The sequence below is a fragment of the Streptomyces sp. NPDC005576 genome, assembly GCF_042871745.1.
Lineage (GTDB): Bacteria > Actinomycetota > Actinomycetes > Streptomycetales > Streptomycetaceae > Streptomyces.
Genome location: NZ_JBIAJC010000005.1, coordinates 1 through 26302, shown reverse-complemented (window position 1 = coordinate 26302; position 26302 = coordinate 1). Strand labels below are relative to the sequence as shown.

Genomic DNA, 26302 nt, shown 5'->3' with positions numbered 1-26302 from the left:
CGGGGCCACCGTTCGGCAGACGGGCCGTCAGCGGCACCCGGGTTATGTCGAGTGGCCGGGCGTACCAGCCTATTTGAGGATCAATGACATGCGTACTCTCCACGCCGCAACGATCGGCGTCACCTGTGCGGCCGCACTCACCCTCTCGCTCGCCGCGTCCACGCCCGCGCTTCCCGTGGCGCACTCCTCGGCAGCCCCGACCGCCGACCCTCCCGGCTCGACGCAGTCCCTGCCGCTCGTGCCGCTCACGGAGAACCGGGCCGCCGGGGAGACCGCCGCCACCGCGGCGCAGGGACTCACCCCCCGCGAGGTCGAGCCCTTCTCCCTCCTCGGCGTCGTCTGGGACGACGCCGCGGCCGAACTGCCCGGCACGGTCGAGGTCCGTACCCGCGCCACCGGGACCGCCCGCTGGTCCGGCTGGCAGTCCGTCGAGACGCACAACGACGAGCACGCGGCGGAACCCGGCACCCCCGAGGGCGACGCGGCCTCCGTGCGCGGCGCGACCGCCCCGCTCTGGGTCGGTGCCTCCGACGCCGTCGAGGTACGGGTCCGGCCCTCGGTCATCGACCTGTTCGGCCGCGCCGCCGAGCCGGTGGCCCTCCCGAAGGGGCTGCGCCTCGAACTCGTCGACCCCGGCGCGGACCCCGCCCCCGCCGCCACCACGACGGCCGACAGGGCGGACACGGCCGGCACCGGTACGACCGGTACGACCGAGACCACAGACACCACAGACACCGCCGACGTCGCTGTACTGCCCGCGCTGAGCCTCGCGCAGACGCTGGCCGAGGCGCGGGCGGAGGGGCTGGCCCTCCCCGCCGCGCCGGACGCCGACGCACCCCGGGCGGCCGGGGCCGCCGCCGCGGCGAAGCCGTACATCGGTCCCCGCCCCGGCATCATCACCCGCAAGGGCTGGGGCGCGGACGAGAAGCTGCGCGAGAGTCAGTTCGCGTACACCACGACCGTGAAGGCGGCGTTCATCCACCACAGCGCCACCGGGAACAACTACACCTGCTCCCAGGCGCCCTCCATCCTGCGCGGCATCTACCGCTACCACGTCAAGAGCAGCGGCTGGCGGGACATCGGCTACAACTTCGCCGTCGACAAGTGCGGGAACATCTACGAGGGCCGGGCGGGCGGTGTCACCCGGGCGGTCCTCGGCGCGCACACGCTCGGCTTCAACACCAACAGCATGGGCATCGCGGTCCTCGGCACCTTCTCCACCTCCAACCCGCCCGCCGCGGCGGTGACCGCCATCGCCAAACTCACCGCCTGGAAGCTGGGTCTCTTCGGCGCCAACCCGAAGGGCACCACCACCCTGGTCTCCGGCGGGGGCAACAAGTTCAAGAAGGGGGCGTCGGTCAAGATGAACGTCATTTCCGGGCATCGCGACGGATTCGCAACCGAATGCCCCGGAGCACGTCTCTACAAGAAGCTCGGCACGACCCGCACCACCTCCGCCCGTCTCCAGGGGCGCTGACCGGGGGCGGGCCGGCGGGTCTGCATACACTGGCCAGCCGAACCAGGCCCGGCCCCCGGCAGGAAGCAGAGAACAGACGCCGTGACAGAGGCAAGAGAAGCGATCCTCCTGGTCGGTGGGAAGGGAACCCGGCTCCGTCCGCTCACGGTCCGCACACCGAAGCCGATGGTGCCGGCGGCGGGTGTCCCCTTCCTCACCCATCAGCTGGCCCGCGCGCGGGCGGCCGGCGTCGAGCACATCGTGCTGGCGACCTCCTACCTGGCCGAGGTCTTCGAGCCGCACTTCGGTGACGGCTCGGACCTCGGCCTGCACATCGAGTACGTCACCGAGCGCGAGCCGCTGGGTACCGGCGGCGCGATACGCAACGTGGCCCACAAGCTCACCTCGGGCCCCGACGAGCCGGTGCTCATCTTCAACGGCGACATCCTCACCGGCCTGGACATCCGGGCCCTGGTGACCACGCACGCCGACTCCGGCGCGGACGTCTCGCTGCACCTCACCCGGGTCCAGGACCCGCGTGCGTTCGGCCTCGTCCCCACCGACGCCTCGGGCAGGGTCACCGCCTTCCTGGAGAAGCCGCAGACGCCCGAGGAGATCGTCACCGACCAGATCAACGCGGGGGCGTACATCTTCCGCCGCTCGGTCATCGACACCATCCCCGCCGACCGGCCGGTCTCCGTGGAGCGCGAGACCTTCCCCGGCCTGCTGGCCTCGGGCGCCCATCTCCAGGGCATGGTCGACTCCACGTACTGGCTCGACCTCGGCACCCCGCAGGCGTTCGTGCGCGGCTCCGCCGACCTCGTCCTGGGCCGCGCGCCGTCCCCGGCCGTCCCCGGCCGCTGCGGCGAGCGCCTGGTGCTGCCGGGCGCGCAGGTCGCCCCGGACGCCAAGCTCAGCGGCGGCACGGTCGTCGGCGAGCGCGCGGTGATCGGCGAGGGCGCCCGGATCACCGGCTCGGCGGTGCTCGCCGATGCGGTGGTCGAACCGGGCGCGGTCATCACCGACTCCCTCGTCGGAGCCGGCGCGCGGATCGGCAGCCGTACGGTGCTGACCGGCGCGGTCATCGGCGACGGCGCCCGGGTCGGCGCCGACAACGAGCTCCGCGACGGCGTCCGCGTCTGGTGCGAAGCCGTCCTTCCGGACGGGGCGGTCCGCTTCTCCTCGGACCAGTGAGGCACGTCCGGCGGGAGCGGTGAGGTACGTCTCCGAGCACGGCTCCGGCGCCCCCGGAGCCGTACCCTCGAAAGGGCCCCCCGCACCGCCGGACCACCCGCCGAACCACCCGAGGACGCCGACCCGTGGCAGGACGCTTCGCCCCCCGTACCGCGCGCCCCGGCCTGCCCCCCCAGGCGCCGACCGCCGTGCGCGGGGGCGTAGTCGCCGGTTCCCCGGCGGCGTCGGCGGAGCTCGGGCGGATGCGGGAGTGGGCCCCGCCGGGCCCGCTCGACCTGCGGCTCGTCCTCGGACCGCTGCGGCGGGGGACCGGCGATCCCACCTTCCGCACCACCGACGACGGCAGTTTCTGGCGGGCCACCCGCACCCCCGCGGGCCCCGGCACGCTCCGCGTCCGTGCGGTGCCCGGCGGCCGGGTCGGGGCGACCGCCTGGGGACCCGGTGCCGACTGGCTCCTCGACCAGCTCCCGGAACTGCTCGGCGCCGCCGACGACCCGGACGCCTTCGAACCGCGCCACCGGCTGCTCGCCCTCGCCCGGCACCACCGCCCCGGACTCCGCCTGCTGCGGACGGGACTGGTGATGGAGTCCCTCATCCCGTCGATCCTCGAGCAGAAGGTCACCACCACCGAGGCCTACCGCGCCTGGCGGCTGCTGGTCCGCCGGCACGGCACCCCGGCCCCCGGACCCACCGCCGGACTCGGGCTCCACGTCATGCCCGATCCGCGCACCTGGGCGCTGATCCCGTCCTGGGAGTGGCACCGGGCCGGTGTCGACGGCAAGCGCTCGGACACCGTCATGCGCGCGGTCCGGGTGGCCCGCCGGCTGGAGGAGGCGGCCCGCATGGAGCTGCCCGAGGCGAAGGCCCGGCTGGAACTGATCCCCGGCATCGGTCCCTGGACCTCCGCCGAGACGCTCCAGCGCTCCAACGGCGCCCCGGACGCGGTCACCACCGGCGACTACCACCTGCCGGGCATCGTCGGCCACGCCCTCGCCGACGACCGGGACGCCGACGACCCCCGGATGCTGGAGCTGCTCGCCCCCTACGCGGGCCAGCGCCACCGCGCGACCCGTCTGATCCTGCTGACCGGCAGCACCCCGCCGCGCCGCGCGCCCCGGATGACCCCGGGCGACATCGCACCGCTCTGACAGCCTGCCCGCACCGGCGAAAAACGCCCGGCGGGCCCCCGCCGCGCCTCAGCGCACCGTGAGGAAGTCCTCCGCGTCCCGGGCGGCCCGTTCGCGCGGCGGCGTCGCCGGGCGGCCGACGGCCACCGCGCCCAGCGGGTCCCAGGAGTCGGGCAGGTCCAGCACCTCGCGCACCACGGACCGGCAGAACATCGTGGAGGAGACCCACGCCGAACCGAGCTGCTCGCCCGCCAGCGCCACCAGGAAGTTCTGCACCCCGGCCCCGGCCGCGACCACGAACATCTCGCGCTCGGCGGTGTCCCGCCGCTCGTCCCCGTAATGGTGCGAACCGTCCATCACCAGGCACGGCACCGCCAGGTACGGCGCCGAGCGCAGCACATCGCCCCGGCGCACCCGCTTCGCGATCGAGTCCTCGCTCTTCCCGTCGCGCCGCAGGTCGGCGATCCAGGCGTCACGCATCGCGTCGAGCAGCCGGGTCCGGGACTCGGCGGACTCCAGCAGCACGAACCGCCAGGGCGTCGTGTGGTGCGGCGCCGGAGCGGTCACCGCGGCGGCCACCGCCCGCCGCACCGCACCCGGGTCCACCGGCTCGTCGGTGAACTCCCGCACGGTGCGCCGCAGCGTCACCGCCTCGCGTACCGCCTCCGACGTACCGAGCCGGAACATGTCGTCGGCCGCGATCCGCACCAGCGCCCGCGCCCCGGTGTCGGCCGGTGCGGCAGGATCCCGCGAGGCGTCGTCCGCGCCGACCACGTGCCCGAGCCCGCGCACCACCGCGACCGGCAGCCCGGCGGCCTTGCCCTTCACCAGGTCACCGGCGGCGGCCAGTTCGTCGGCGGTGGCGACCACGGTCGCGCTCAGCGGATTGCCGTACGCGTCCGTACCGCCCCGCAGGTCGTCCAGGACCCGCACCCCGGCCGCGCCGATCGCCACGTCCGTCAGCCCGGCCCGCCACGGCCGCCCGAAGGTGTCCGTGACCACGACGCCGACCTCCACGCCCAGGGTGTCCCGCAGCGCGTCCCGGATCTCCCGGGCCGAGCGGTCCGGGTCCTCGGGCAGCAGCAGCACCGTCCCGGCGGGGGTGTTCGAGGCGTCCACCCCGGCGGCGGCCATCACCAGGCCCTGCCGGTTCTCCACGATGCGCAGGGAGCCGCGCCGGGCCACCAGGCGCACGGTCTCCGCGTCGATCGCCGCCTCGCGGTCGGTCGCCTCCATGATCCGGCCCTCGGCCTTGGAGACGATCTTCGAGGTGACGAGCAGGACGTCACCGTCGGCCAGCCCCGGCTCGGCGGCGCAGATCAGCTTGGCGATGTCGTCCCCGGGCCGCACCTCGGGCAGGCCGGGCAGCGCCCACACCCGGTACGAGGGCACGACGGCCTCCGCCGCACCCGCTTCCGCGTCCCCCGGCTCCGGGACGCGCGGTCCCGCCGCGCTCACAGCCGTACGTCCTCGGCCAGCGCCAGCGCCTGACGGGCCATCTCGGCCGTGGCGTCCACGTCCGTCATCATCAGCGGCACCGCACGGCAGCGGATACCCGCCGCCTCCACCGCGTCCACCGCACCGGCGTCCACGGTGTCCACCAGCCAGCCGTCCAGCAGCCCGGAGCCGTAGTGCTCCGCCACCGCGGCCGCGGTCGACTCCACGCCCACCGCGGCCAGCACCTTGTCGGCCATGCCGCGCACGGGGGCGTCGCCCACGATGGGGGAGAGGCCGACCACCGGCACTCCGGCCTCGGCGATGGCCTCCCGGATTCCGGGGACCGCCAGGATGGTGCCGATGGACACCACCGGGTTCGACGGGGGGAAGACGATGACGTCGGCCGCCGCGACGGCCTCCAGCACCCCGGGGGCGGGCTTGGACTGCTCCGCGCCGACCGGCACGATCGCCCGCGCCGGAACGGACGCCCGCAGCCGCACCCAGTACTCCTGGAAGTGGACGGCCCGGCTCTCGCCGTCGATCTCCACGGCCACGTGCGTCTCGACCCGGTCGTCGGACATCGGCAGCAGCCGGACCCCCGGCTGCCAACGGGCGCACAGGGCCTCGGTGACCGCGCTGAGCGGGAAGCCCGCGCCCAGCATCTGGGTACGGACCACATGGGTCGCGAAGTCGCGGTCGCCCAGCCCGAACCAGTCCGGCCCCACGCCGTAGGCCGCGAGCTCCTCCTTGAGGTGGAAGCTCTCGTCGGTCCGCCCCCAGCCCTGCTCCTCGTTGATGCCACCGCCGAGGGTGTACATCACGGTGTCGAGGTCGGGGCAGATCTTCAGCCCGAACAGATGGATGTCGTCGCCGGTGTTGCCGATGACGGTGATCTCCGCGTCGGGTGCGGCCTGTTTGAGGCCACGCAGGAAACGAGCACCACCGATACCGCCGGCCAGAACCACAATGCGCATGCCCCCAGTCTGGCAGGCGCGGGCCGCTCGCCCGTGGGGTGGTGGCGGGCGACGGGTGTGACCGGCGGCCGGGAGGGGCGTCGGCGGGCCGGGACCCCGGGCCCGGACCTCAGGCCGGTACGACGTCCGGCGTCGTCGCCGGGGCGCAGCGCGCGGTGTGCATCGGCATCTCCGTCAGACCGGGGAAGTAGACGTGCAGGCTGACGGCGGGCGTCAGGGAGTCGTTGACCACCTCGTGGACGTACCCGGGGGCGAAGACGTGCTGGCCGTCCGCGGCGATGGTCCGGGTGCCGCGCTCGGTGTGTTCGGTCAACTCGCCTTCCAGCACGGTCAGCACACCGGACGACCGGCCGTGGTCGTGGTGTCCGCTGCCCTGGCCGGGGACCCAGCTGAGCAGCCAGACCTCGTAACCGGGGCCGGTGCGCAGCCGGTGGTACCAGCGCGTGGTGGCGTCGTACTGGACGAGCGGGGCCCACTGGGCGCGGTCGGCGGCGATGGAGCGGGCCAGGCCGGCGAAGTCGGCCACGGTGGTCGGGTGTTCCTTCGGCGGCAGGAGGAGGTGCTGGACCTCCAGCAGGTCGCCGGCGATCTGCAGGTCGCTGTCGTTGTTCATGGATGCGGTGGTCCTCGGCATCGGTGGTGCGCGCGGGGGTGGGGCTCGGCGGTGGTGACCGGGAGGAACGCGCGGACGCGCCGGTACGGCGGTTTCCTGCGCGGGGTGCCCGGGAGCGGGGAGCTGGAGGCCCGTGGTGTCCGGCCGCGACCGAGCCCGCGAGGGGTACGGAAGGGAGGCGTGAACCGGACGGACCGGACGGCCCGGACGACGCGGAATCAGAGCGGAAGCGCTGAGCCGGTTCGGAGCCGGAGCCGGAGCCGCGGGGGCATCAACAGCAGCGACAGCTGGAACAGCAACAGCGGGCCTGGACAGCGGTGCGGAACCCACGGAGGTGGGAGGCGTACATCGCGACGGTCGCTGGCATGGTGCCAAGGAGACCGGCTCGTTCCCCGCGCTGTCAACTCGGCGTCCCATTTGGCGGCAATGTTTCATCCCTTCCGGTCGCCGACCCTGAAGAAAGGTTTGTGCACCGATGAGGCAGGACAGGTGGCGCATCATCCGGGCACTCAAACCTCGCTGACGGTCCGTGACTCGTCTGTGATCTTGGTCGCTTCGGTGATCGAATCGAACCGGCCCGCAAACTCCGCTCGTCTCACTCGTTGGGAAGGGTGGAGCGGGTGGGCCCTAGGCATATGTCAGGTTTTTGGTGATTTGGTAACCTTCCGCGTATGTTTGGTTCCGCAGAGTGAATACCAGGGCCAACAGCAGAAGCTCGCTTGACCGGCCCAGAGCTACGCACTTGTAATTTCACTCGTGTTGTTCGGCCGCACGGAGAGTGACGGTCACGTCACGGGGACGCAAGAGACAGACGAGGGGCGCACATGACCGAGCTGTTCCAGCAACTGCTGGTCGAGGACGCGGACGAGGAACTCGGCTGGCAGGAGCGCGCACTGTGCGCCCAGACCGATCCCGAGTCCTTCTTCCCGGAGAAGGGCGGATCGACCCGGGAGGCCAAGAAGGTCTGCCTCGCCTGCGAAGTCCGTTCCGAATGCCTGGAGTACGCCCTGTCGAACGACGAGCGGTTCGGCATCTGGGGCGGACTCTCCGAGCGGGAGCGGCGGCGCCTGAAGAAGGCCGCGATCTGACCGGTACGGACGCCACGGCCGGCACCGCACGCACCGCTCCCAGGGCCCGCACGGCCCGCGACCGGCGGACCTGACCCGAAGTCACTCCGGCAGCCCGGCCGCCCGTAACCGCACCTTCACGACACCTCCACCCGGCCGCTTCCGCCGCACCGGCGCGCCACCCGGCCGACGGCCGGGTGCGGCGCCCGCCCGGTACGGCGACCGCCCGTGCGGCCGCCGCGTCTTCCCCGGTCTCCCTCGCGTCTCCCTCGCGTGCGGCCCCGCCCGCGTGCGGCCCCCGCAGAACGCCCGGAGCAGCCCGATGGCCCGCGTCCCCGGCCCTTCCCCCAGGGCCCGGACCACGGGCCATCGGTGTGACCGCACCCGCGCCGGGTACCGCCGCCAGCACCCCGCGCGGCGGCCCCTGAACCCCCCTACCGCCGGGGGAGTACGGACATCCGCGCCGGGCCGTACGCCCTCCGCCGCCACCGCCGCACGGCCTTCCCGCCCCGCGCGGTGCGGCCGGGCTTCACCCGCTCGGCGCCAACGCCCGCGATCCGTACCGTTAGTGTGGGGCCCCGTCCGAGACGCGCCAACGCCCCGCCGGGGCGCGCGTGTACACCGATGCAGCCTCACCGGGGGAACGCCCCCGGAACCGGCCGGAGGGCCCGTACCTCGATGTCCGTGCAGAGTCACCCGGCGGCGCCGAGCGCGTCCGCCGCCCCAGAGTTCCCCCGGCACGTCGTCACCGCCGTGCTCGTCTCCCACGACGGCGCACGCTGGCTGCCCGACGCGCTCGCGGGGCTGCTCGGGCAGGAGCGCCCCGTACAGAACGCCGTCGCCGCCGACACCGGCAGCGCCGACGACTCCGCGCGGCTGGTCACCGACGCGCTGGGCGGGGACCGCGTCCTGCACCTCGCGCGCCGGACCGGCTTCGGCTCCGCCGTGGAGGAAGCGGTACGCACCGCCGGCGTCCTGACCGCCGACGACCTGCCGTACCTCAAGCGCCCCAGCGGCTGGGACCCCGTCACCAGGACCTGGCGCGACGACGCCTACGACCTGCCGGAACTCCCCTACGGCGAACCCGTCCAGTGGCTCTGGCTGCTCCACGACGACTGCGCCCCCGAGCCCGACGCCCTCGCCGAACTGCTGCGCGTCGTCGACACCGACCCGCACGCCGCGATCGTCGGCCCCAAGCTGCGCGGCTGGTACGACCGCAGGCAGCTGCTCGAAGTCGGCGTCACCATCGCCCACAGCGGCCGTCGCTGGACCGCGCTCGACCGGCGCGAACAGGACCAGGGCCAGCACGACCAGGTCCGTACCGTCCTCTCCGTCTCGTCCGCGGGCATGCTGGTGCGGCGCGACGTCTGGGAGGAGCTCGGCGGCTTCGACCGCAGACTCCCCCTGATGCGCGACGACGTGGACCTCTGCTGGCGCGCCCACATGGCCGGGCACCGCGTGCTCGTCGCACCCGACGCCGTGCTGCGGCACGCCGAGGCATCCGCCCGCGAACGCCGCCCCATCGACTGCGCCGGACGTTCGGTCGTCGGCCCGCACCGGGTCGACAAGGCCGGTGCCGTCTACACGATGCTCGCGAACAGCCCGGTCAAGAAGCTCCCCTGGGTGCTGCTCCGGCTCCTCGTCGGCACCCTGCTGCGCACCGTCGCCTACCTCGTCGGCAAGGTCCCCGGCCAGGCACTCGACGAGGTCACCGGCTTCGTCGGCACCCTGCTGCGGCCGGGCAGGATCATGGCCGCCCGCCGCGCCCGCGGGAAGGGCACCGTCCACCCGGCGGAACTCCGGTCCCTCTTCCCGCCGCCCGGCGCCACCGTCCGCGCCACCGTCGAGCAGGTCGCCGGCAACTTCGGCTCCCGCTCCGACGCCGACGCCGCGGGCGGCTCGCGCCACGGAGCCGTCGAGTCCGGACCCGGCGGCGACGACGCCGACTTCCTGGAGATCGAGCAGTTCGCCCGGCTCAAGCGGATCGGCCGCAAACCCGGCCCCGTCCTCTTCGCCCTGCTGCTGCTCGTCTCGCTGCTCGCCTGCCGGGGCCTGCTCGGCGGCGGCGCGCTGGCCGGCGGTGCCCTGCTGCCCGCACCCGACTCCGTCGCCGACCTCTGGGGCCGGTTCGCGGACGGCTGGCACCCCGTCGTCACCGGCTCCACCGAGGCGGCCCCGCCCTACCTCGGCGTCCTCGCCGCCGTCTCGGCCCTCTTCTTCGGCTCCACCGGGGTCGCGCTGACCCTGCTCCTCGTCTGCTCGGTGCCGCTCGCCGGACTCACCGCGTACTTCGCGTCCCGGCCGCTCATCGAGTCCCGCCTCCTGCGGGCCTGGGCGAGCATCGCGTACGCCTTCCTGCCGGCCGTGACCGGAGCGCTGGCCACCGGCCGGCTGGGCACCGCCGTACTCGCCGTGCTGCTCCCGCTGATGGCCCGTACCGCCGTCTCGGCCCACGGCCTGCGCGGCGACGGACGGGTCCGCGGCAGTTGGCGGGCCACCTGGGCCTTCACCCTGCTGCTCACCTTCACCACCGCCTTCACCCCGATCGTGTGGCCGCTCGCCGTCGTCCTCGGCGTGGGCGTGCTCGCCCTGCGCCGCCGGGACCTCGCCGCGTACGGCCTCCGGTTCGTCGCCACCGTCGGCACCCCGCTGCTCGTCCTCGCGCCCTGGTCGCTGAGCCTGTTGAGCCGACCGTCCGGCTTCCTCCGCGAGGCGGGCCTCGACCTCGGCGACGGCACCGCGTCCGCCGTCGACCTGCTCTCCCTCAGCCCCGGCGGCCCCAAGGGCACCGGCTCCGTCCTCCTCCTCGGCATCGTCCTCGCGGCCCTCGCCGCGCTGCTCCGAGGCGAACGGCAGACCGCGATCCGCGCCTCCTGGGCGGCCGCGCTCGTCGGCCTGCTCTTCGCGGGCATCAGCAACGGCTCCACCTGGGCCGGTCCGGCGACCCTCGTCTACGGCACCGCGCTGATCGCCGCCGCCCTGCTGGGCGCCGACGGGGCGCGCATCCGCGTCGCCGCCCTCAGCTTCGGCTGGCGGCAGCCGGTGGCCGCGCTGATCGCGCTGACCGCCGCCGCCGCGCCGGTGCTGGCCGCCCTCGCCTGGATGGCCGGGGGCGCCGCCGGACCCCTGGAGCGCCGCGACCCGGTGCAGGTCCCCGCGTTCGTCGCGGAGGAGAGCGGTACGGCGGACCAGCCGCGCACCCTGGTGCTCGGCGGGACCTCGACCGGCTCGGTCTCGTACACCCTGGTCCGCGGCTCGGGCGCCCGCCTCGGCGACGCCGAACTGACCGCGGCGACCGGCAGCGACAGCCACCTCGACAAGATCGTCGCCAACCTGGTCGCGGGCTCCGGCGCCGACCAGGGCCACCAGCTCAGCGGCTTCGCCGTCCGGTACGTCCTGGTGCGCGACGGTGCCCCGCGCGAGATGGGCCGGGTACTCGACGCGACCCCCGGCCTCAGCCGCCTCAGCCAACTGGACGGCAGCGCCCTGTGGCGGGTCGACCAGGAGGTCGCCCGCGTCATGATCGTCCCGGCCTCCGGCGACGGCGAGGGCATCGCGGTGGCCTCGGCCGCCGAGGAGTCCCACACCGAGATCCCGGCGGGCGAGGACGGCCGGGTGCTCCGTCTCGCCGACGCGGCCGACCCCGGCTGGCTGGCCACCCTGGACGGGAAGCCGCTCACCCGCAAGACCGTCGACGGCTGGGCGCAGGGCTTCGAGCTCCCCGCGACCGGCGGCCGGCTCGACCTCACCTACGACACCCCGATCACGCACTCCGCGTGGATCTGGGTGCAGATCGGGCTCGCCGTCGTCCTCGTGGTCATGGCCCTCCCGGGCCGCCGCCGGGAGATCGACGACGACCTCCCCGAGGACGCCGAAGCCGCCGTCGCGGCCGACGCGGCCGAGGGCGACGGACGCCGGGCCCGCCGGCTCCGCGCCGCCGCCGAGGCGGAAGCGGCCGCCGCGGCAGCCGAATCCGGCCCGCCGGCGGACGGCCCGCTCGACGGCCCGCCGGCCGGCCCCGGCTTCGGCACGGGCGCACCCGAGGAGGGCCGGCCCGAGCCGGAGCCGTACCCCTCGGCCCAGGGTGAGAACGGTGTGACCATCCCCGCTCAGGCCGGGGGCGACGGCACGTACGCCGCTCAGGCCGAGGAGGGGGACGGTACCTACGCGGCGGTTCCCCAGCAGCAGTACGCCGAGTGGGACGGGCAGCAGTACCAGCAGTCCGGGTACGCCCCGTACCAGGCCGATCAGTACCCGGCCGAGCAGCAGTACCCGGCGGAGCAGCAGTACCCCGCCGATCAGTACCGGTCCGACCCGTACACCACGGACCAGTACCCGGCGGCCGACCAGTACCAGCAGGCCGACCCCTACCCGCAGAACGGCGAGGTCTACGACCCGTACGGCTACGGGCAGCAGCAGCGGCAAGAGCAGCAACAGGAAGAGCAGTACCCGGGTTACGAGACCCGGGCCCCGTACGACCCGTACGCGGGGCAGCCGTACGGCGTCCACGACACCGACGAGCAGGTCGACCCGAACGCCCCGGACCAGGCGCCGTGGCAGACCCGTAACGCATCGCGAGGCGAGTCCGAGTGAAGTCCACACCCCTGTCCCTCATCGCGGGCGCCGTCGCCCTCGCCGCCGTCACCGGATTCGCCGCGCTGAACGCGCCCGGCGACACCGCGCCGGCGAAGTCCGCGTCCGCCTCACGGCTGCCCGTCGAGCGGTCCAGCCTGCTCTGCCCGGCGCCCAGCGACTCCGAGCTGGCCGAGACCACGTACACCTCGTTCACCCCGGCCGGGAAGGGGGCGAGCGGGGAGTCGGCCGCCGAGTTGAAGACGACCCTTCCCGTCGCGGACGACGGCTCCACCGACGGCAAGCCCAAGGACGCCAAGGCCGCGGCGGCGGCGAAGAAGAAGGCCGGGAAGCCGGTCCTCGCGCTGAAGGAGGCCGGAAAGCCCGTCACGGCCGAGGCGGACGGGGCGGACGAGCCCGCGCTCGTCGGCACCGCCACCGGCACGCTCGCCCCGGGCTGGAGCGCGCAGCAGACCACCTCGGTCGGCGCGGGTTCCACCCGCGGGCTGCTCGGCGTCAGCTGCACCGCGCCCGACACGGAGTTCTGGTTCCCCGGCGTCAGCACCGCCGCCGCGTCGCAGGACTACATCCACCTGACCAACCCGGACGACAGCGCGGCCGTCGCCGACATCCAGCTCTTCGGCCCGGACGGCGACCTCAAGGCGGACGCCGGCGACGGGATCGCCGTTCCGGGGCATGCCGGCGTGGCCATGCTGCTCTCCACGCTGACCGACGAGGCCGTCGACGGCGTCACCGCCCACGTCACCACCCGCAGCGGCCGGGTCGGAGCCGTGATCCGGGGTGCCGAGGAGGACGGCGGGAGCGACTGGCTGACCGCCTCCGCCGACCCCTCGCCGACCGTGGTGCTGCCCGGCATCCCCGCCGACGCCACCTCGGTCCAGCTGATCGCGTTCGCGCCCGGTGAAGACGACGCGGACGTCAAGGTGCAATTGGTGGGGAAGACGGCGACCTTCGCGCCGGCGGGCAACGACACCCTGCACATCAAGTCGGGGATGACCGCGAGCGTCGACCTGAAGAACGTCACCCGCAAGGAGCCGGGCTCGCTCCGGCTGACCCCCGTCGAGGGCGACCGGTCCACTCCGATCGTGGCCGCGCTGCGCGTGGTGCGGGGGACCGGCTCCGGCCGGGAGATCGCGTACATCCCGGCCACCCGGCCGGTCGGGGCGCGGGCGAGCGTGGCCGACAACCGGTCCAAGGGCTCGACCCTGTCGCTCGTCGCGCCCGGCGCCACCGCACAGGTGAAGGTCACCGCCTCGGCCGGCAGCGAGGGCGGCGAACAGGCCGTCAAGTCGTACACGGTCAAGGGCGGTACGACCCTGGCGTTCACCCCGCCCGTACCGTCCGGGCTCAAGGGCTCGTACGCGCTGACGGTCGAGACGGAGTCCGGCGGCCCGGTCTACGCGGCCCGCACGCTCGCCCTCCCGGAGGACGGCGTGCAGATGTTCACCGTGCAGACACTGCCGGACGACCGCGGCACGGTCGAAGTCCCGGCCGCGGTCCAGGACCTGACGGTGCTGGACGACTGACGGCAAGGGCCGCACCGGTGGCCGGGCGCCTCACGGGCCCGGCCACCGGACCCGGCGGACCTGAGCGGCCCACAGGTCCGAGCGGCTGCCGGCCGGCGCGCCCGCCAGGAATCCGGCGCACCCGCCAGGAACTGCGGGACGGCCGTCAGTCCTGCCCGTACCGGGGGTCGACCGACTCCGGGGAGAGCCCCAGCAGCTCCGCGACCTGTTCCACCACGACCTCGTGCACCAGCAGCGCCCGCTCGTCCCGGCTCTTCGACCGGATCTCGACGGGGCGCCGGTAGACGACGATCTGCGCGGGCTGCCCCTTGACGGCCGAGACCGCGCGTCCCAGGGGCACGGTGTCCTCGGCCTTCGACGGCACGTCCAGCACCATGAAGTCCACCTCGGCGAGCTGCGGCCAGCGCCGCTCCAGGCGCTCCACCGAGTCCTGCACGAGATCGCTGAACATCTCCGGGCGGCTCACCGACAGGGGCACCTGCGGCGGTGCCACCGGCCCGCGCATGCCGCGGCCGTGGCGGTCGCGGCGCCGGGGCCGGGGGTCGGGCGAGGGCGAAGGTACGGGACTGTCCATCACCGACGCAGCGTAACCCTCCGGGCGCGACGGGACCGACGCCCGGTCACCTGGTGCGGCGCCGTGTCCGCACCTTCCCCGGGGCGCGTTTCAACCCTAAATTTCCGGCCAAGTTGAGCCGCTTTTCAGCCCCACTCGGGGTCACTGAATCCTCACCCCCTGCCCTTCCCCTCACCACGGGATGCCCACGGAACGCACAAGCGGAACCTCTGTGACCAGCCGCTCTACGGCGGACGGAGGACCGGTGCGGCCCCACGGAGAGCCGCCACCACCGGGAACGACGGACGACACGGTGGCCCGAGCCGGGGGAGGGTCGTCGCGGCCCGCTCAAGAGTGCGGTACCGTCCAACCTCGTGAGCCCTGTACGTCGCTGTTCGCGCACCGCGTGCGGCCGTCCCGCCGTCGCGACACTGACGTACGTCTATGCCGACTCGACTGCGGTCCTCGGCCCGCTCGCCACCTACGCCGAGCCCCACTGTTACGACCTCTGCGCCGAACACAGTGAGCGGCTCACCGCGCCCCGGGGCTGGGAGGTGGTCCGGCTCACCGACTCCTCCGCCCCCACCCGCCACAGCGCCGACGATCTCGAAGCACTGGCCAACGCCGTCCGCGAGGCCGCCCGCCCGCACGACCGGGGCCCGGACGGACCAGGCCGGGGGCCGCGTACCGCCGACCCCGTCGAGGTCGCGCGCCGTGGCCACCTGCGGGTCCTGCGTTCCCCCGACTCCTGACGGCGCCCGCCCGCCACCCCGTACCACCGGCGGGCGGCCCGTAACGGCGTACCGCGGGCCGGGTAGTTTGGGCGCTCAGCCCAGACCCCAGGAGGACCGGCCGTGGTTGCTGATCTGTCGCAGCTCGTGAAGGCGTACGACGTGCGCGGCGTCGTACCCGACCAGTGGGACGAGTCGCTCGCCGAGCTCTTCGGCGCGGCGTTCGTCCAGGTCACCGACGCGGACGCGATCGTCATCGGTCACGACATGCGCCCGTCCTCACCCGGTCTCGCCGACGCCTTCGCCCGTGGCGCGCGGGCCCGCGGCGCCGACGTCACCCTGATCGGCCTCTGCTCCACCGACCAGCTGTACTACGCCTCCGGAACCCTCGACGTGCCCGGCGCGATGTTCACCGCCTCGCACAACCCGGCGCAGTACAACGGCATCAAGCTCTGCCGGGCCGGAGCCGCCCCGGTCGGCCAGGACACCGGCCTCGCCGACATCCGCACGCTCGTGGAGCGGTGGTCCGAGCAGGGAGCGCCGGCTCCCGCCGCCGACCGGGGCACGCTCACCGGACGCGACACCCTCACCGAGTACGCCGCCCACCTCCTCGGACTCGTGGACCTGACCGCGATCAGGCCGCTCAAGGTCGTCGTGGACGCGGGCAACGGCATGGGCGGCCACACCGTGCCCACGGTCTTCGAGGGCCTCCCGCTCGACGTCGTACCGATGTACTTCGAACTCGACGGCACCTTCCCCAACCACGAGGCCAATCCCCTCGACCCGGCCAACATCGTGGGCCTCCGGGCCCGCGTCCTCGCCGAGGGCGCCGACCTCGGCCTCGCCTTCGACGGCGACGCCGACCGCTGCTTCGTCGTGGACGAACGGGGCAAGGGCGTCTCGCCGTCCGCCGTGACCGCGCTCGTCGCCGAACGGGAACTCGCCCGCAACGGCGGCAAGGGCACCGTCATCCACAACCTGATCACCTCGTGGTCCGTCCCCGAGGTCATCCGCGAGAACGGCGGCACCCCCGTCCGCACCCGCGTGGGCCACTCCTTCATCAAGGCCGAGATGGCCGAGCACGGCGCGATCTTCGGTGGCGAACACTCGGCGCACTACTACTTCCGGGACTTCTGGAACGCCGATACGGGGATGCTCGCCGCCCTCCACGTCCTCGCCGCCCTCGGCGGACAGCCGGGCACCCTCTCCGCGCTGCTCACCTCGTACGACCGGTACGCCGGCTCCGGCGAGATCAACTCCACCGTCGCCGACCAGTCGGACCGCCTCGCCGCCATCCGGGCCGCGTACGGCGACCGCGAGGACGTGACCCTCGACGAACTGGACGGCCTCACGGTCGCCTCCACCGACTGGTGGTTCAATGTCCGCGCCTCCAACACCGAACCGCTGCTCCGCCTGAACGCCGAAGCCCGCGACGAGGCCACGATGACGGCGGTACGGGACGAGGCCCTGGCCCTCATCCGGGCCTGAGGGCTGTACGACGGGCCGGGCCCGCCCACCAGCGGGCCCGCCCGCCACTGGCCCGGTCCGTTCATCCGCCGGCCGCCGCCCGTTCGGGAACCGGCCACATCCGCGTCCCGCCGCCGGGTGATGCTGCGACCGGCGCCGGTGAGTCCACCCGGTCGTCGCGCGGCCCCGGTGCCTTCCCGCCCGGCCGTCGCGCAGCGGGGGGCCCGGTCCTGCCGGACCGCGTCCCCCGCACCCCGGCGGTAGGCTTGCCTCGCCCCAACCGCGCGAAGCTCAACCGCATGTTCGAAGGGACCCGCCCCATGGCGCTCGAAGCCGGCCTTCTGGAGATCCTCGCCTGTCCGGCGTGCCACTCCCCGCTCGACGACCGGACGGCGGACGACAGCCCCGAGCTGGTCTGCACCGGCGCCGACTGCGGTCTCGCCTACCCGGTCCGCGACGGCATCCCGGTGCTCCTCGTGGACGAGGCCCGCCGCCCCGCATGACGGAACGCCAGGCGCGTGCCGCCGACGCCTCCGGACCCCCCGGCGGCGACCGTCCGCGTCCGCGCCCGGCAGCCGCACACTGATCCGCACGGTGACCGGAGGCCCACCGCCATGCTCGACGAGACGTTGCTCGACGCCCCGGACGCCCTGGCCAGGGCCGACCGCCGAGGGCTCCTGCGCGGGGCCGCCGAGGCCGGCGCCCGCGTCCGTACCGCGGCCCTGCACACGGCCGAGGCCGGCATCGGAGCGCTGACCCCCGAGGGCAGGCCGCGCGCCGTCCTCGTCGCCGGGCCCGGCACCGCCGCCGCGGGCGTCGCCGACATCATCGGCGCCCTCGCGGGAGCCGCCGCACCGGTCACCCGTATCCGCCCCACCGGCGTCGCCCCGGCCGGCGGAGCACTGCGCTGGACTCTGCCCGGCTGGGCCGGCCCGGTCGACCTGCTCCTCATCGCCACCGCCGACGGTGCCGAACCAGGTCTCTCGCTCCTGGCCGAACAGGCCTACCGGCGCGGCTGCTCCGTCGTCGCCGTCGCGCCCACCCGCTCACCGCTGCGCGAAGCCGTCGAGGGAGCCCACGGGCTCCTCGTGCCCATGGCCGCGGCCCCCCACGGCGAGTACGACGCCGAGACCTCGGCGGCGGGCCCCGGCACCCTCTGGGCGCTGCTCACCCCGCTCCTCGCCCTGCTCGACCGGGTCGGCCTGCTCACGGCGTCCGAGGAGGACCTGCGCAAGGTCGCGGACCGGCTGGACCGCACCGCCGAACGCTGCGGGCCCGCCATCGCCACGTACGGCAACCCGGCCAAGACCCTCGCCGCCGAGCTCGCCGACACGCTGCCGCTGGTCTGGACCGAGGGCGAAGCGGCGGGCCCGGTCGGCCGCCGGTTCGCCGCCGTCCTCGCCGAGCTCGCCGGCCGCCCCGCGCTCACCGCGCCGCTCCCCGAGGCGCTGCCCTCGCACGGCGCCCTGCTCGCCGGGGACTTCGCGGCCGGAGCCGACCCCGAGGACTTCTTCCGCGACCGGGTCGACGAGGGGGAAACGCTGCGCGCCCGGGTCGTCCTCCTCCGGGACCGGCCCACCGGTGGGCTGACCGCGGCCCCGGCCGCCCGCGAACTCGCCCTCGGCCACGACACGGCCATCAGCGAACTCGAGCCCGACGAGGGCAGTGACCTCGAAGCGCTCGCCGAACTCCTCGCCGTCACCGACTTCGCCGCCGTCTACCTCTCGCTGGCATCCGAACCGCCGGCCGCCGACAACCCCGCCTGACCCCGCCGGGCGGCGCAGGCGGCCCGGCGGGGTCAGGCGGCATAGATTCCGCCGGACGCACCGGCACGAGCGCCGTCCCGCTCCGGCCGGCACCGCCCGCCCCGCCCCGACCGGCGAGACCGGGCGGACCGGACGGGTTCAGCCGCCCCCTCGTACAGCCGCGGCCCGTTCCGTACCGGCCACACCCGGCCCGGTCCGCCGGCCACGCTCGTCCCTCCTGTCCCGCCCGCCCCTCCCTTCCCCCTTGCCACTTCACGAAAGCCCGAGGACCACCCATGGACCGGCTCTCCAACACCGTGCGCCCCTACGCCTGGGGCTCCACCACGGCCATCCCCGAGCTGCTCGGCACCCCGCCCACGGGGGAGCCGCAGGCCGAGATGTGGATGGGAGCCCACCCCGGAGCGCCCTCCCTGCTCACCCGGGACGGCACCGAACTCCCGCTCGACCAGGTCATCGCCGCCGACCCGGCCCGCGAACTCGGCGCCGCGACCCTCGAGAAGTTCGGCCCCCGCCTCCCCTTCCTCCTCAAGCTCCTCGCCGCCGGAGCCCCGCTCTCCCTCCAGGTCCACCCCGACCTCGCGCAGGCCCGGCTCGGCTTCGCCGACGAGGAGGCCCGCGGCATTCCGCTCGACGCCCCCCACCGCACGTACCGGGACGCCAACCACAAGCCCGAACTGATCTGCGCCCTCACCCCGTTCGAAGGGCTCTGCGGCTTCCGGAGGCCCGACGAGGCCGCCGCCCTGCTGGAGGCGCTCGGCGTCGACTCCCTCAAGCCGTACGCCGACCTGCTGCGCGCCCACCCCGAGGAGGCCGCCCTCCGCGAGGTACTCACCGCGATCCTCACCGCCGACCCGGAGGAGATGGCCGCGACCGTCGGGGAGGCAGCTGCCGCCGCCGAACGCCTGGGCGGCCCGCACGCCCCGTACGCCGCGATCGCCCGCCACTACCCGGGCGACGCCGGGGTCATCGCCGCGATGCTGCTCAACCACGTGCGGCTCCAGCCCGGCGAAGCGCTCTACCTCGGCGCGGGCGTCCCGCACGCCTACCTCGACGGCCTCGGCGTCGAGATCATGGCCAACTCGGACAACGTCCTGCGCTGCGGTCTCACCCCCAAGCACATCGACGTACCCGAACTCCTGCGCGTCGTGCGCTTTGAAGCCACCGAGCCGGGCGTACTGCGCCCCGAGGCGGCCCCCTCCGGCGAGGAACCGTACGAGACCCCGGTCGACGAGTTCCGGCTCTCCCGCTTCGACCTCTCGCCCGGCGCGGCCCCCGTCGACCTGACGGCCGCCACCCCGCAGATCCTGCTCTGCACCGCGGGCGCGCTGAGGACCGGCGACCTGGAACTCGTTCCGGGCGGCTCGGTCTTCGTACCGGCGGGCGAAACGGTCGACGCGTCGGGCAACGGCACGCTCTTCCGGGCCACCGTGGTGGCCTGACGTACCGTCCGTCCTGGGGCCTGCGAGAATGTGCGGCCGTACCGCGGCGATCCGCGTGCGCCACACCGATCCGCGTGCGCCACACCGATCCGCGTTCGCGGCACCGATCCGCGTTTGCAGCACCGAGGAAGGGACACCAGGCACCCATGAGCGCGTCAGGCGGAACCAAGGCGATCGTGGCGGCACTCTCCGCCAACCTCGCCATCGCGGTGGCAAAATTCGTGGCGTTCCTCTTCAGTGGCTCCTCGTCGATGCTCGCGGAGAGCGTCCACTCGCTGGCCGACTCGGGCAACCAGGGACTCCTGCTGCTCGGAGGGAAGAAGGCGCAACGCAAGGCCACCCCCGAGCACCCCTTCGGCTACGGGCGTGAGAGGTACATCTACGCCTTCCTCGTCTCCATCGTCCTGTTCTCGGTCGGTGGCATGTTCGCGGTCTACGAGGGCTACGAGAAGATCAAACACCCGCACCCCATCGAGGCCTGGTACTGGCCGGTGGGCGTGCTGATCTTCGCGATCATCGCCGAGGGATTCTCCTTCCGGACGGCGATCGCCGAGTCCAACCAGACCCGCGGCACGATGAGCTGGACGGACTTCGTCCGTCGCGCCAAGGCCCCCGAACTTCCCGTCGTCCTCCTGGAGGACTTCGGAGCCCTCATCGGTCTGGTCCTCGCCCTCGGTGGCGTCGGCATCTCGCTCGCGACCGACGACGGCGTCTGGGACGGCATCGGCACCCTCTGCATCGGCATCCTGCTCATCGTCATCGCGCTGGTGCTCGCCGCCGAGACGAAGTCCTTGCTCCTCGGCGAGTCGGCGGGCCCCGAGCAGGTCGAGAAGATCAAGGCCGCCGTCGTCGACGGTGACACGGTCACCGGCATCATCCACATGCGCACGCTCCACCTCGGTCCCGAGGAACTACTGGTCGCCGCCAAGATCGCCGTCCAGCACGACGACACCGCGACCGAGGTCGCCAACGCGATCAACGCCGCCGAGACCCGCATCCGCGCCGCCGTGCCGATCGCCCGCGTGATCTACCTGGAGCCCGACATCTACAGCGCGGACGCCGCGTCCACCGGCACCAACCCCGGCCGGTCCGCGCTGGCCGAGGACGCCGAGGAGGCCGAGCACACCGAGGACGCAGCGCAGCCCTCCGGCGGCCTCGGCGGCCCGGAAGGCCCGACCGGCCCCGCGGACGGGGACACCCCCGGTCCGGGGCGCTGACCCCCTTTCCGTACGTCCCGTGAGCGCACCGCCCCTCCCCGGGGGCCGGTGCGCTCACCGCTGCTCGGTGTAGATTCGTACGCGTACCAGACGTCGCTGCTGATGGCGGTCGATCGGCCCGCGGAAGCGGACCGGCCGAGGGAGAGAGGGCCTCCGACGGACTGCGCTGCGAGTCCCGGGCATTCCTGTGCCCGGCGCCGCACAGCCAGCCCGCCCACCCTCGATCCTCACGAGGAGCAGACCCGCCATGACGACGGTCAGCCAGAACCAGGACTTCAAGGTCGCCGACCTTTCCCTCGCGGTATTCGGCCGCAAGGAGATCACCCTCGCCGAGCACGAGATGCCCGGCCTGATGTCGATCCGCAAGGAGTACGCCGCCACGCAGCCGCTGGCCGGCGCACGCATCACCGGCTCGCTGCACATGACCGTGCAGACCGCCGTGCTCATCGAGACCCTCGTCGCCCTCGGCGCCGACGTCCGCTGGGCCTCCTGCAACATCTTCTCCACCCAGGACCACGCGGCCGCCGCCATCGCCGTCGGCCCGACCGGGACCCCCGAGGCCCCGGCCGGCGTCCCCGTCTTCGCCTGGAAGGGCGAGACGCTGGAGGAGTACTGGTGGTGCACGGAGCAGGCCCTGACCTGGCCGAACACCCCGACCGGCGGCCCGAACATGATCCTCGACGACGGCGGTGACGCCACCCTCCTGGTCCACAAGGGCGTCGAGTTCGAGAAGGCCGGCGCGGCCCCGGACCCGTCCACCGCGGACAGCGAGGAGTACGCCCACATCCTCACGCTCCTCAACCGCACCCTCGGCGAGTCCCCGCAGAAGTGGACCCAGCTCGCGTCCGAGATCCGCGGTGTCACCGAGGAGACGACCACGGGCGTCCACCGCCTGTACGAGATGCACCGCGACGGCACCCTCCTGTTCCCGGCGATCAACGTCAACGACGCCGTCACCAAGTCGAAGTTCGACAACAAGTACGGCTGCCGCCACTCGCTGATCGACGGCATCAACCGCGCCACCGACGTCCTCATCGGCGGCAAGACCGCAGTCGTCTGCGGCTACGGCGACGTGGGCAAGGGCTGCGCCGAGTCGCTGCGCGGCCAGGGCGCGCGCGTGATCATCACCGAGATCGACCCGATCTGCGCGCTGCAGGCGGCCATGGACGGCTACCAGGTCGCGACCCTGGACGATGTCGTCGAGCAGGCCGACATCTTCGTCACCACGACGGGCAACAAGGACATCATCATGGCGTCCGACATGTCCCGGATGAAGCACCAGGCGATCGTCGGCAACATCGGCCACTTCGACAACGAGATCGACATGGCCGGCCTCGCCAAGATCGACGGCATCATCAAGGACGAGGTCAAGCCGCAGGTCCACACCTGGACCTTCCCGGACGGCAAGGTCCTGATCGTCCTCTCCGAGGGCCGCCTGCTGAACCTCGGCAACGCGACCGGTCACCCCTCCTTCGTCATGTCCAACTCCTTCGCGGACCAGACCCTGGCCCAGATCGAGCTGTTCACGAAGCCGGAGGAGTACCCGACCGACGTCTACGTGCTCCCGAAGCACCTCGACGAGAAGGTCGCCCGCCTCCACCTGGCCGCGCTGGGCGTCAAGCTCACCACGCTCCGCCCGGAGCAGGCCGCCTACATCGGCGTCGAGGTCGACGGCCCGTACAAGTCCGACCACTACCGCTACTGATCCACCCCGCCGACGCCCCGCCCCCCGCAGCCGGGGAGCCCGGCCGTCGGCGGCCGGAACAGTCTCAGCACGTACGAGCGCAGGCCCCCGCACCCCCGTGCCGGGGGCCTGCCCCGTACCCCGCCCGCGCAGCCCGAAGGACCCCATGCCCCGCGGCCGTTATTCGCTCCACGATCCGCACGATCGCACCCCCCTCGGTGAAGAGCACTTCCACTGCGCCCCCGGGCCCTCCGGCTGGCGCTACGTCGCCCGGAGGACCGCTCCCTCCGGCGACGACATCGGCTCCACCGACCTCGCGCTCGACGGACTCGGCCGGCCCATCCGCCTCGAACTGCACGCGGGTGGCTGGCAGATCCGCGCCGCCGCCCTCGAAGGCGTCACCTGGGTCCGGACCGACCCCACCGGAACCGACGCGACCGAGGGCAACGTCCGCGCCCACGCCTTCTCCGGCACCTCTCCCGCGTTTCTCGTCGCCGTCACGCGACTCCTGCGCCTCACCCCGGAATCCCCCGAGACCCGCATCCGTCTGGTCACCTTCACGGATCCGGTCCTCGCTCCCCTGACCGTCGACCAGTCCTGGGCACTGAGGGAGAGTGAAGCGCACCCCACTGACAACGGCCCCCTGCTGGTGGACACCTACCAGGTCAGCGACCTGAACACGGGGGAGCGCCACACGGTGCACCTCGCGGGCGACGTGGTACTCGCCGCCCCCGGCATCGAGCTGGAAGAGCTGGAATCACCGCCCTCGCCCAAGCCCGTGCCGCGGGAGGAGCACCCGGCCGAGTAGCCCGGACGCCGGCTCAGGCCGGCGGCGCGAACCCGGTCGGGACGGTGTGCCCCGCGGACTCCGCCGACGTCTCCCCGCCGCCCGGGACGCCCGGGCCCGCGAGTGCGGACGGCACGGGCGACACGGGTGGCACGGGCGACACGGGCCCGGTTGCCCGGCCCGCGCCCGGAGCGCGCGTGGGCGCCCCCCACACCGCCGCCCCGCCGCCCGCCGGTGCAGGTACTCCCCACACCGCCCCCCGCCGTACGGCTTGCGGTGCCGGGCCCATCGCGTGACCGGCCGACAGCGTCCGTCGTGCCTCGAAGCGCCGCGCCTCGCGCACCCGGCGCTCGTGCAGCACCGCGGCGATGTAGGCGGCGTGGGGGACTCCCGGCGGAGGCGACGACGCCGTCCTGGCCGCCAGCTCGTCGGCGAGCCGCCGGCCCATCTCGTACCCCACGAGGGGATCGAACTGGTGCAGGCGGGACAGGTACTGCCGCGCGGTGAGCCAGAAGTCGTCCGGTACCGCCGACAGGTCCAGCTGGGCGAAACGGCTCCCGAGCCATGGCGGAGGCGGCTGCGGAGCCCGGGAACGGTCGTTCGGCACCCGTTCCCGTACGACGATCGTCCCGGCGAACACGTCACCGAGCCGTCGGCCCCTGGCGGAGACCAGGGAAGCGACCGCTGCCACCCCACCGAAGGTCGACAGGATCTCGACGACACCCATCGCCCCGCGCACCAGCGCGTGCCGGAACCCGATGGGCCCCCCGTCCTCGCGCACCACCCGCAGACCGCAGGCGAGTTTCCCCAGGGAACGCCCGTGGCTCAGGGTCTCCACCGCGATGGGCCCGCCGACCAGGACCAGGAGGAACGACGCCACGGAGACGGCCGCGAGGGCCGCTTCGTCGAGCGTGACGCCGGCGATACCGAGTACGAGGCTGAGCACCAGGAAGACGGTCAGGAGCAGCACGGTGTCGATGGCCTGCGCCAGCGCCCTGCTCGGCAGCCGTGCGGGTCTGAGCTCCAGAACCACCGCGTCCCCGGTCACGAGTTCGCTCATCGCCGCTGCCTTTCGTCGCCCACTCCTGCCCCGTTGTGCGACAGTCTGCCAAGCTGATCGTCGGCGCGCCGCCGTTGTCGGGACCTCGTACGCCCCCTCGCCTGGAGCAGTCACCCACCATGGACCTCGATGTCTTCGCCACCGCGCACCGCGCGGAGTGGGATCGCCTGGAAATGCTCCTGAAGATGGGGCGCAGACTCACCGGTTCCGAGGCGGACGAGCTCGTCGAGCTCTACCAGAGGGCGGCCACCCACCTCTCCCTGATCCACTCCCAGGCGCCGGACCCGCGCATCGAGGGGCGGCTGACCCAGCTCGTGGCCCGAGCCCGGTCCACCGTGACCGGCACCCGCAAGGCGTCGTGGCAGGACGTGACGCGCTTCCTCACCGCCGGATTCCCCGCCGCGGTCTACCGCTCCCGCCACTGGTGGGTGCCCACGGCGGTGCTCTCCACCCTGCTCGCCGCGGTCATCGGCTGGTGGATCGGTACGCACCCGGAGATCCAGGCGACCATCGGTGCCCCCGACGACCTGCGCGAACTCACCAAGCCCGGCGGGGGGTACGAGACCTACTACTCCAGCCACCCCGCCGCCTCCTTCGCGGCCCAGGTGTGGACGAACAACGCTCAGGCGGCCGCCATGTGCCTGGTCCTCGGCGCGTTCTTCTGCCTGCCGGTGATCTGGATCCTCTTCACCAACGTGCTCAACGTCGGGGTCGGCATGGGCCTGATGTGGTCCGCCGGCCGACTGGACACCTTTCTCGGCCTGATCCTGCCGCACGGCCTCCTTGAACTCACCGCGGTCTTCGTGGCTGCCGGAACCGGTCTCAAGCTCGGCTGGACCCTCATCGACCCCGGCTCCCGCTCCCGTCGCGACGCGCTCGCGGAGGAGGGGCGGGCCGCTCTCGGCATGGCCCTCGGCCTCGCCCTCGTCCTCTTCGTGTCGGGACTCATCGAGGGTTTCGTGACGCCTTCCGGGCTCCCCACCTGGGCCCGGATCACCATCGGCGTCGCCGCCGAGCTGGCCTTCCTGCTGTACGTGAGGGTTCTGGGCGGTCGCGCGGTCAGAGCCGGCGACACCGGCGACGTGGCGGTCGCCCAACGTGGCGCCACCCTGCCGACCGCGGCGTGACCGCCACGCCCCCGCGGATGTGCGCCGGGCCTCGTCGAGCTGCTAGTCTCCTCTTCGCCCACAAAACCTGTTGACACAGCGCTTGTGGGGAGGTAGATTTTACGGGTTGGCTCGGACTGGACAGGTCAGGGTTCAGCGACTAATGTATATCTCGCTCTTGCAGGGAATGTTCATTCCCGCGGAGCCACTTGATTCTCCTCATTCAGAGTTCGGGTCGTTCATTCGTCCCCAATCGCTCTGATAAAGTCGAGTCAGCCGAAAGGCAAAGACCACCAACAGGTCGCCGAATTCAATGTCGGACCGGAAACGGAACGAAAAAGAATCTGGTAAGGTTGGTACCGCCGGAAAGGGAAACGCGAAAGCGAAGAACTGGAAAGCGAAAACCGCTTGACCCGCTTCGACCGGGAATCGGACATGAAAGTGTCTGATAGAGTCGGAAACGCAAGAACGAAGGGAAGCGCCCGGAGGGCCCCGGTGAGACGGG

General features: G+C 73.4%; 20 protein-coding genes. 15 read left to right on the top strand and 5 right to left on the bottom strand.

Annotation, left to right across the window (positions count from 1 at the left end; all coding sequences use genetic code 11):
* Window positions 1–88 precede the first annotated feature (88 nt).
* The 3 genes from ACFYPN_RS10125 (at window position 89) to ACFYPN_RS10115 (ending at window position 3798) form a co-directional block, all read left to right on the top strand.
* Window positions 89–1477 carry a peptidoglycan recognition protein gene (locus tag ACFYPN_RS10125; RefSeq protein ID WP_389297640.1) on the top strand — a complete coding sequence of 463 codons (1389 nt, stop codon included), beginning with the start codon at window positions 89–91 and terminating at the stop codon, window positions 1475–1477.
* A gap of 81 nt (window positions 1478–1558) precedes the next feature.
* Window positions 1559–2650, top strand: coding sequence for an NDP-sugar synthase (locus ACFYPN_RS10120; protein ID WP_358756042.1), 1092 nt, complete (start codon window positions 1559–1561; stop codon window positions 2648–2650).
* Window positions 2651–2775: 125 nt separating this feature from the next.
* Window positions 2776–3798 carry a DNA-3-methyladenine glycosylase family protein gene (locus ACFYPN_RS10115; RefSeq protein ID WP_389297638.1) on the top strand — a complete coding sequence of 341 codons (1023 nt, stop codon included), beginning with the start codon at window positions 2776–2778 and terminating at the stop codon, window positions 3796–3798.
* A gap of 48 nt (window positions 3799–3846) precedes the next feature.
* On the opposite strand, the gene ACFYPN_RS10110 is transcribed toward ACFYPN_RS10115, so the two are convergent.
* From ACFYPN_RS10110 to ACFYPN_RS10100, 3 genes are all read right to left on the bottom strand, one after another.
* Window positions 3847–5169 carry a coenzyme F420-0:L-glutamate ligase gene (locus ACFYPN_RS10110; RefSeq protein WP_358756111.1) on the bottom strand — a complete coding sequence of 441 codons (1323 nt, stop codon included), beginning with the start codon at window positions 5167–5169 and terminating at the stop codon, window positions 3847–3849.
* Window positions 5170–5231: 62 nt separating this feature from the next.
* Complete coding sequence (cofD, locus tag ACFYPN_RS10105) at window positions 5232–6188, bottom strand: 2-phospho-L-lactate transferase (protein ID WP_389297636.1); 957 nt, start codon at window positions 6186–6188, stop codon at window positions 5232–5234.
* Between the two features lie 109 nt (window positions 6189–6297).
* Window positions 6298–6801, bottom strand: a complete 504-nt coding sequence (locus ACFYPN_RS10100; protein ID WP_358756048.1) for a cysteine dioxygenase family protein — start codon at window positions 6799–6801, stop codon at window positions 6298–6300.
* 824 nt (window positions 6802–7625) lie between these two features.
* Between ACFYPN_RS10100 and ACFYPN_RS10095 the strand changes: the two genes are divergently transcribed.
* The 3 genes from ACFYPN_RS10095 (at window position 7626) to ACFYPN_RS10085 (ending at window position 13987) form a co-directional block, all read left to right on the top strand.
* A complete protein-coding gene (locus ACFYPN_RS10095) occupies window positions 7626–7889 on the top strand; it encodes a WhiB family transcriptional regulator (protein WP_003968728.1) in 264 nt (87 codons plus the stop codon).
* A 657-nt stretch (window positions 7890–8546) separates the two neighbouring features.
* Window positions 8547–12461: a glycosyltransferase gene (locus ACFYPN_RS10090; protein ID WP_389297633.1), complete on the top strand. Its 3915-nt coding sequence runs from the start codon at window positions 8547–8549 to the stop codon at window positions 12459–12461.
* On the top strand, window positions 12458–13987 hold the full coding sequence (locus tag ACFYPN_RS10085; RefSeq protein ID WP_358756052.1) for a DUF5719 family protein: 1530 nt from the start codon (window positions 12458–12460) through the stop codon (window positions 13985–13987). Before ACFYPN_RS10090 ends, ACFYPN_RS10085 begins: the two co-directional genes overlap by 4 nt.
* A gap of 145 nt (window positions 13988–14132) precedes the next feature.
* Here ACFYPN_RS10085 and ACFYPN_RS10080 read toward each other — a convergent pair whose 3' ends face one another.
* Complete coding sequence (locus ACFYPN_RS10080) at window positions 14133–14561, bottom strand: metallopeptidase family protein (RefSeq protein WP_358756054.1); 429 nt, start codon at window positions 14559–14561, stop codon at window positions 14133–14135.
* 353 nt (window positions 14562–14914) lie between these two features.
* Here ACFYPN_RS10080 and ACFYPN_RS10075 point away from each other — a divergent pair, with 353 nt between their 5' ends.
* From ACFYPN_RS10075 to ACFYPN_RS10040, 8 genes are all read left to right on the top strand, one after another.
* Complete coding sequence (locus ACFYPN_RS10075; RefSeq protein ID WP_358756056.1) at window positions 14915–15292, top strand: DUF3499 domain-containing protein; 378 nt, start codon at window positions 14915–14917, stop codon at window positions 15290–15292.
* A 102-nt stretch (window positions 15293–15394) separates the two neighbouring features.
* Window positions 15395–16759, top strand: a complete 1365-nt coding sequence (locus tag ACFYPN_RS10070; RefSeq protein WP_358756058.1) for a phosphomannomutase/phosphoglucomutase — start codon at window positions 15395–15397, stop codon at window positions 16757–16759.
* 299 nt (window positions 16760–17058) lie between these two features.
* Entirely contained in the window at window positions 17059–17241 is a 183-nt protein-coding gene (locus tag ACFYPN_RS10065; RefSeq protein WP_266710528.1) for a Trm112 family protein, read from the top strand.
* A gap of 111 nt (window positions 17242–17352) precedes the next feature.
* On the top strand, window positions 17353–18504 hold the full coding sequence (locus tag ACFYPN_RS10060) for an SIS domain-containing protein (protein WP_358756060.1): 1152 nt from the start codon (window positions 17353–17355) through the stop codon (window positions 18502–18504).
* A gap of 275 nt (window positions 18505–18779) precedes the next feature.
* On the top strand, window positions 18780–19943 hold the full coding sequence (manA, locus tag ACFYPN_RS10055) for a mannose-6-phosphate isomerase, class I (RefSeq protein WP_358756061.1): 1164 nt from the start codon (window positions 18780–18782) through the stop codon (window positions 19941–19943).
* Between the two features lie 146 nt (window positions 19944–20089).
* Entirely contained in the window at window positions 20090–21160 is a 1071-nt protein-coding gene (locus ACFYPN_RS10050; protein ID WP_358756063.1) for a cation diffusion facilitator family transporter, read from the top strand.
* A gap of 247 nt (window positions 21161–21407) precedes the next feature.
* Window positions 21408–22865, top strand: coding sequence for an adenosylhomocysteinase (gene ahcY / locus ACFYPN_RS10045; RefSeq protein WP_358756065.1), 1458 nt, complete (start codon window positions 21408–21410; stop codon window positions 22863–22865).
* 145 nt (window positions 22866–23010) lie between these two features.
* Window positions 23011–23652, top strand: a complete 642-nt coding sequence (locus ACFYPN_RS10040) for a hypothetical protein (RefSeq protein ID WP_358756067.1) — start codon at window positions 23011–23013, stop codon at window positions 23650–23652.
* Window positions 23653–23665: 13 nt separating this feature from the next.
* Here the strand turns inward: ACFYPN_RS10040 and ACFYPN_RS10035 are convergent, their stop codons facing one another.
* Entirely contained in the window at window positions 23666–24691 is a 1026-nt protein-coding gene (locus tag ACFYPN_RS10035) for an RDD family protein (RefSeq protein ID WP_358756069.1), read from the bottom strand.
* Between the two features lie 119 nt (window positions 24692–24810).
* Between ACFYPN_RS10035 and ACFYPN_RS10030 the strand changes: the two genes are divergently transcribed.
* A complete protein-coding gene (locus ACFYPN_RS10030) occupies window positions 24811–25818 on the top strand; it encodes a stage II sporulation protein M (protein WP_389297629.1) in 1008 nt (335 codons plus the stop codon).
* Window positions 25819–26302 lie beyond the last annotated feature (484 nt).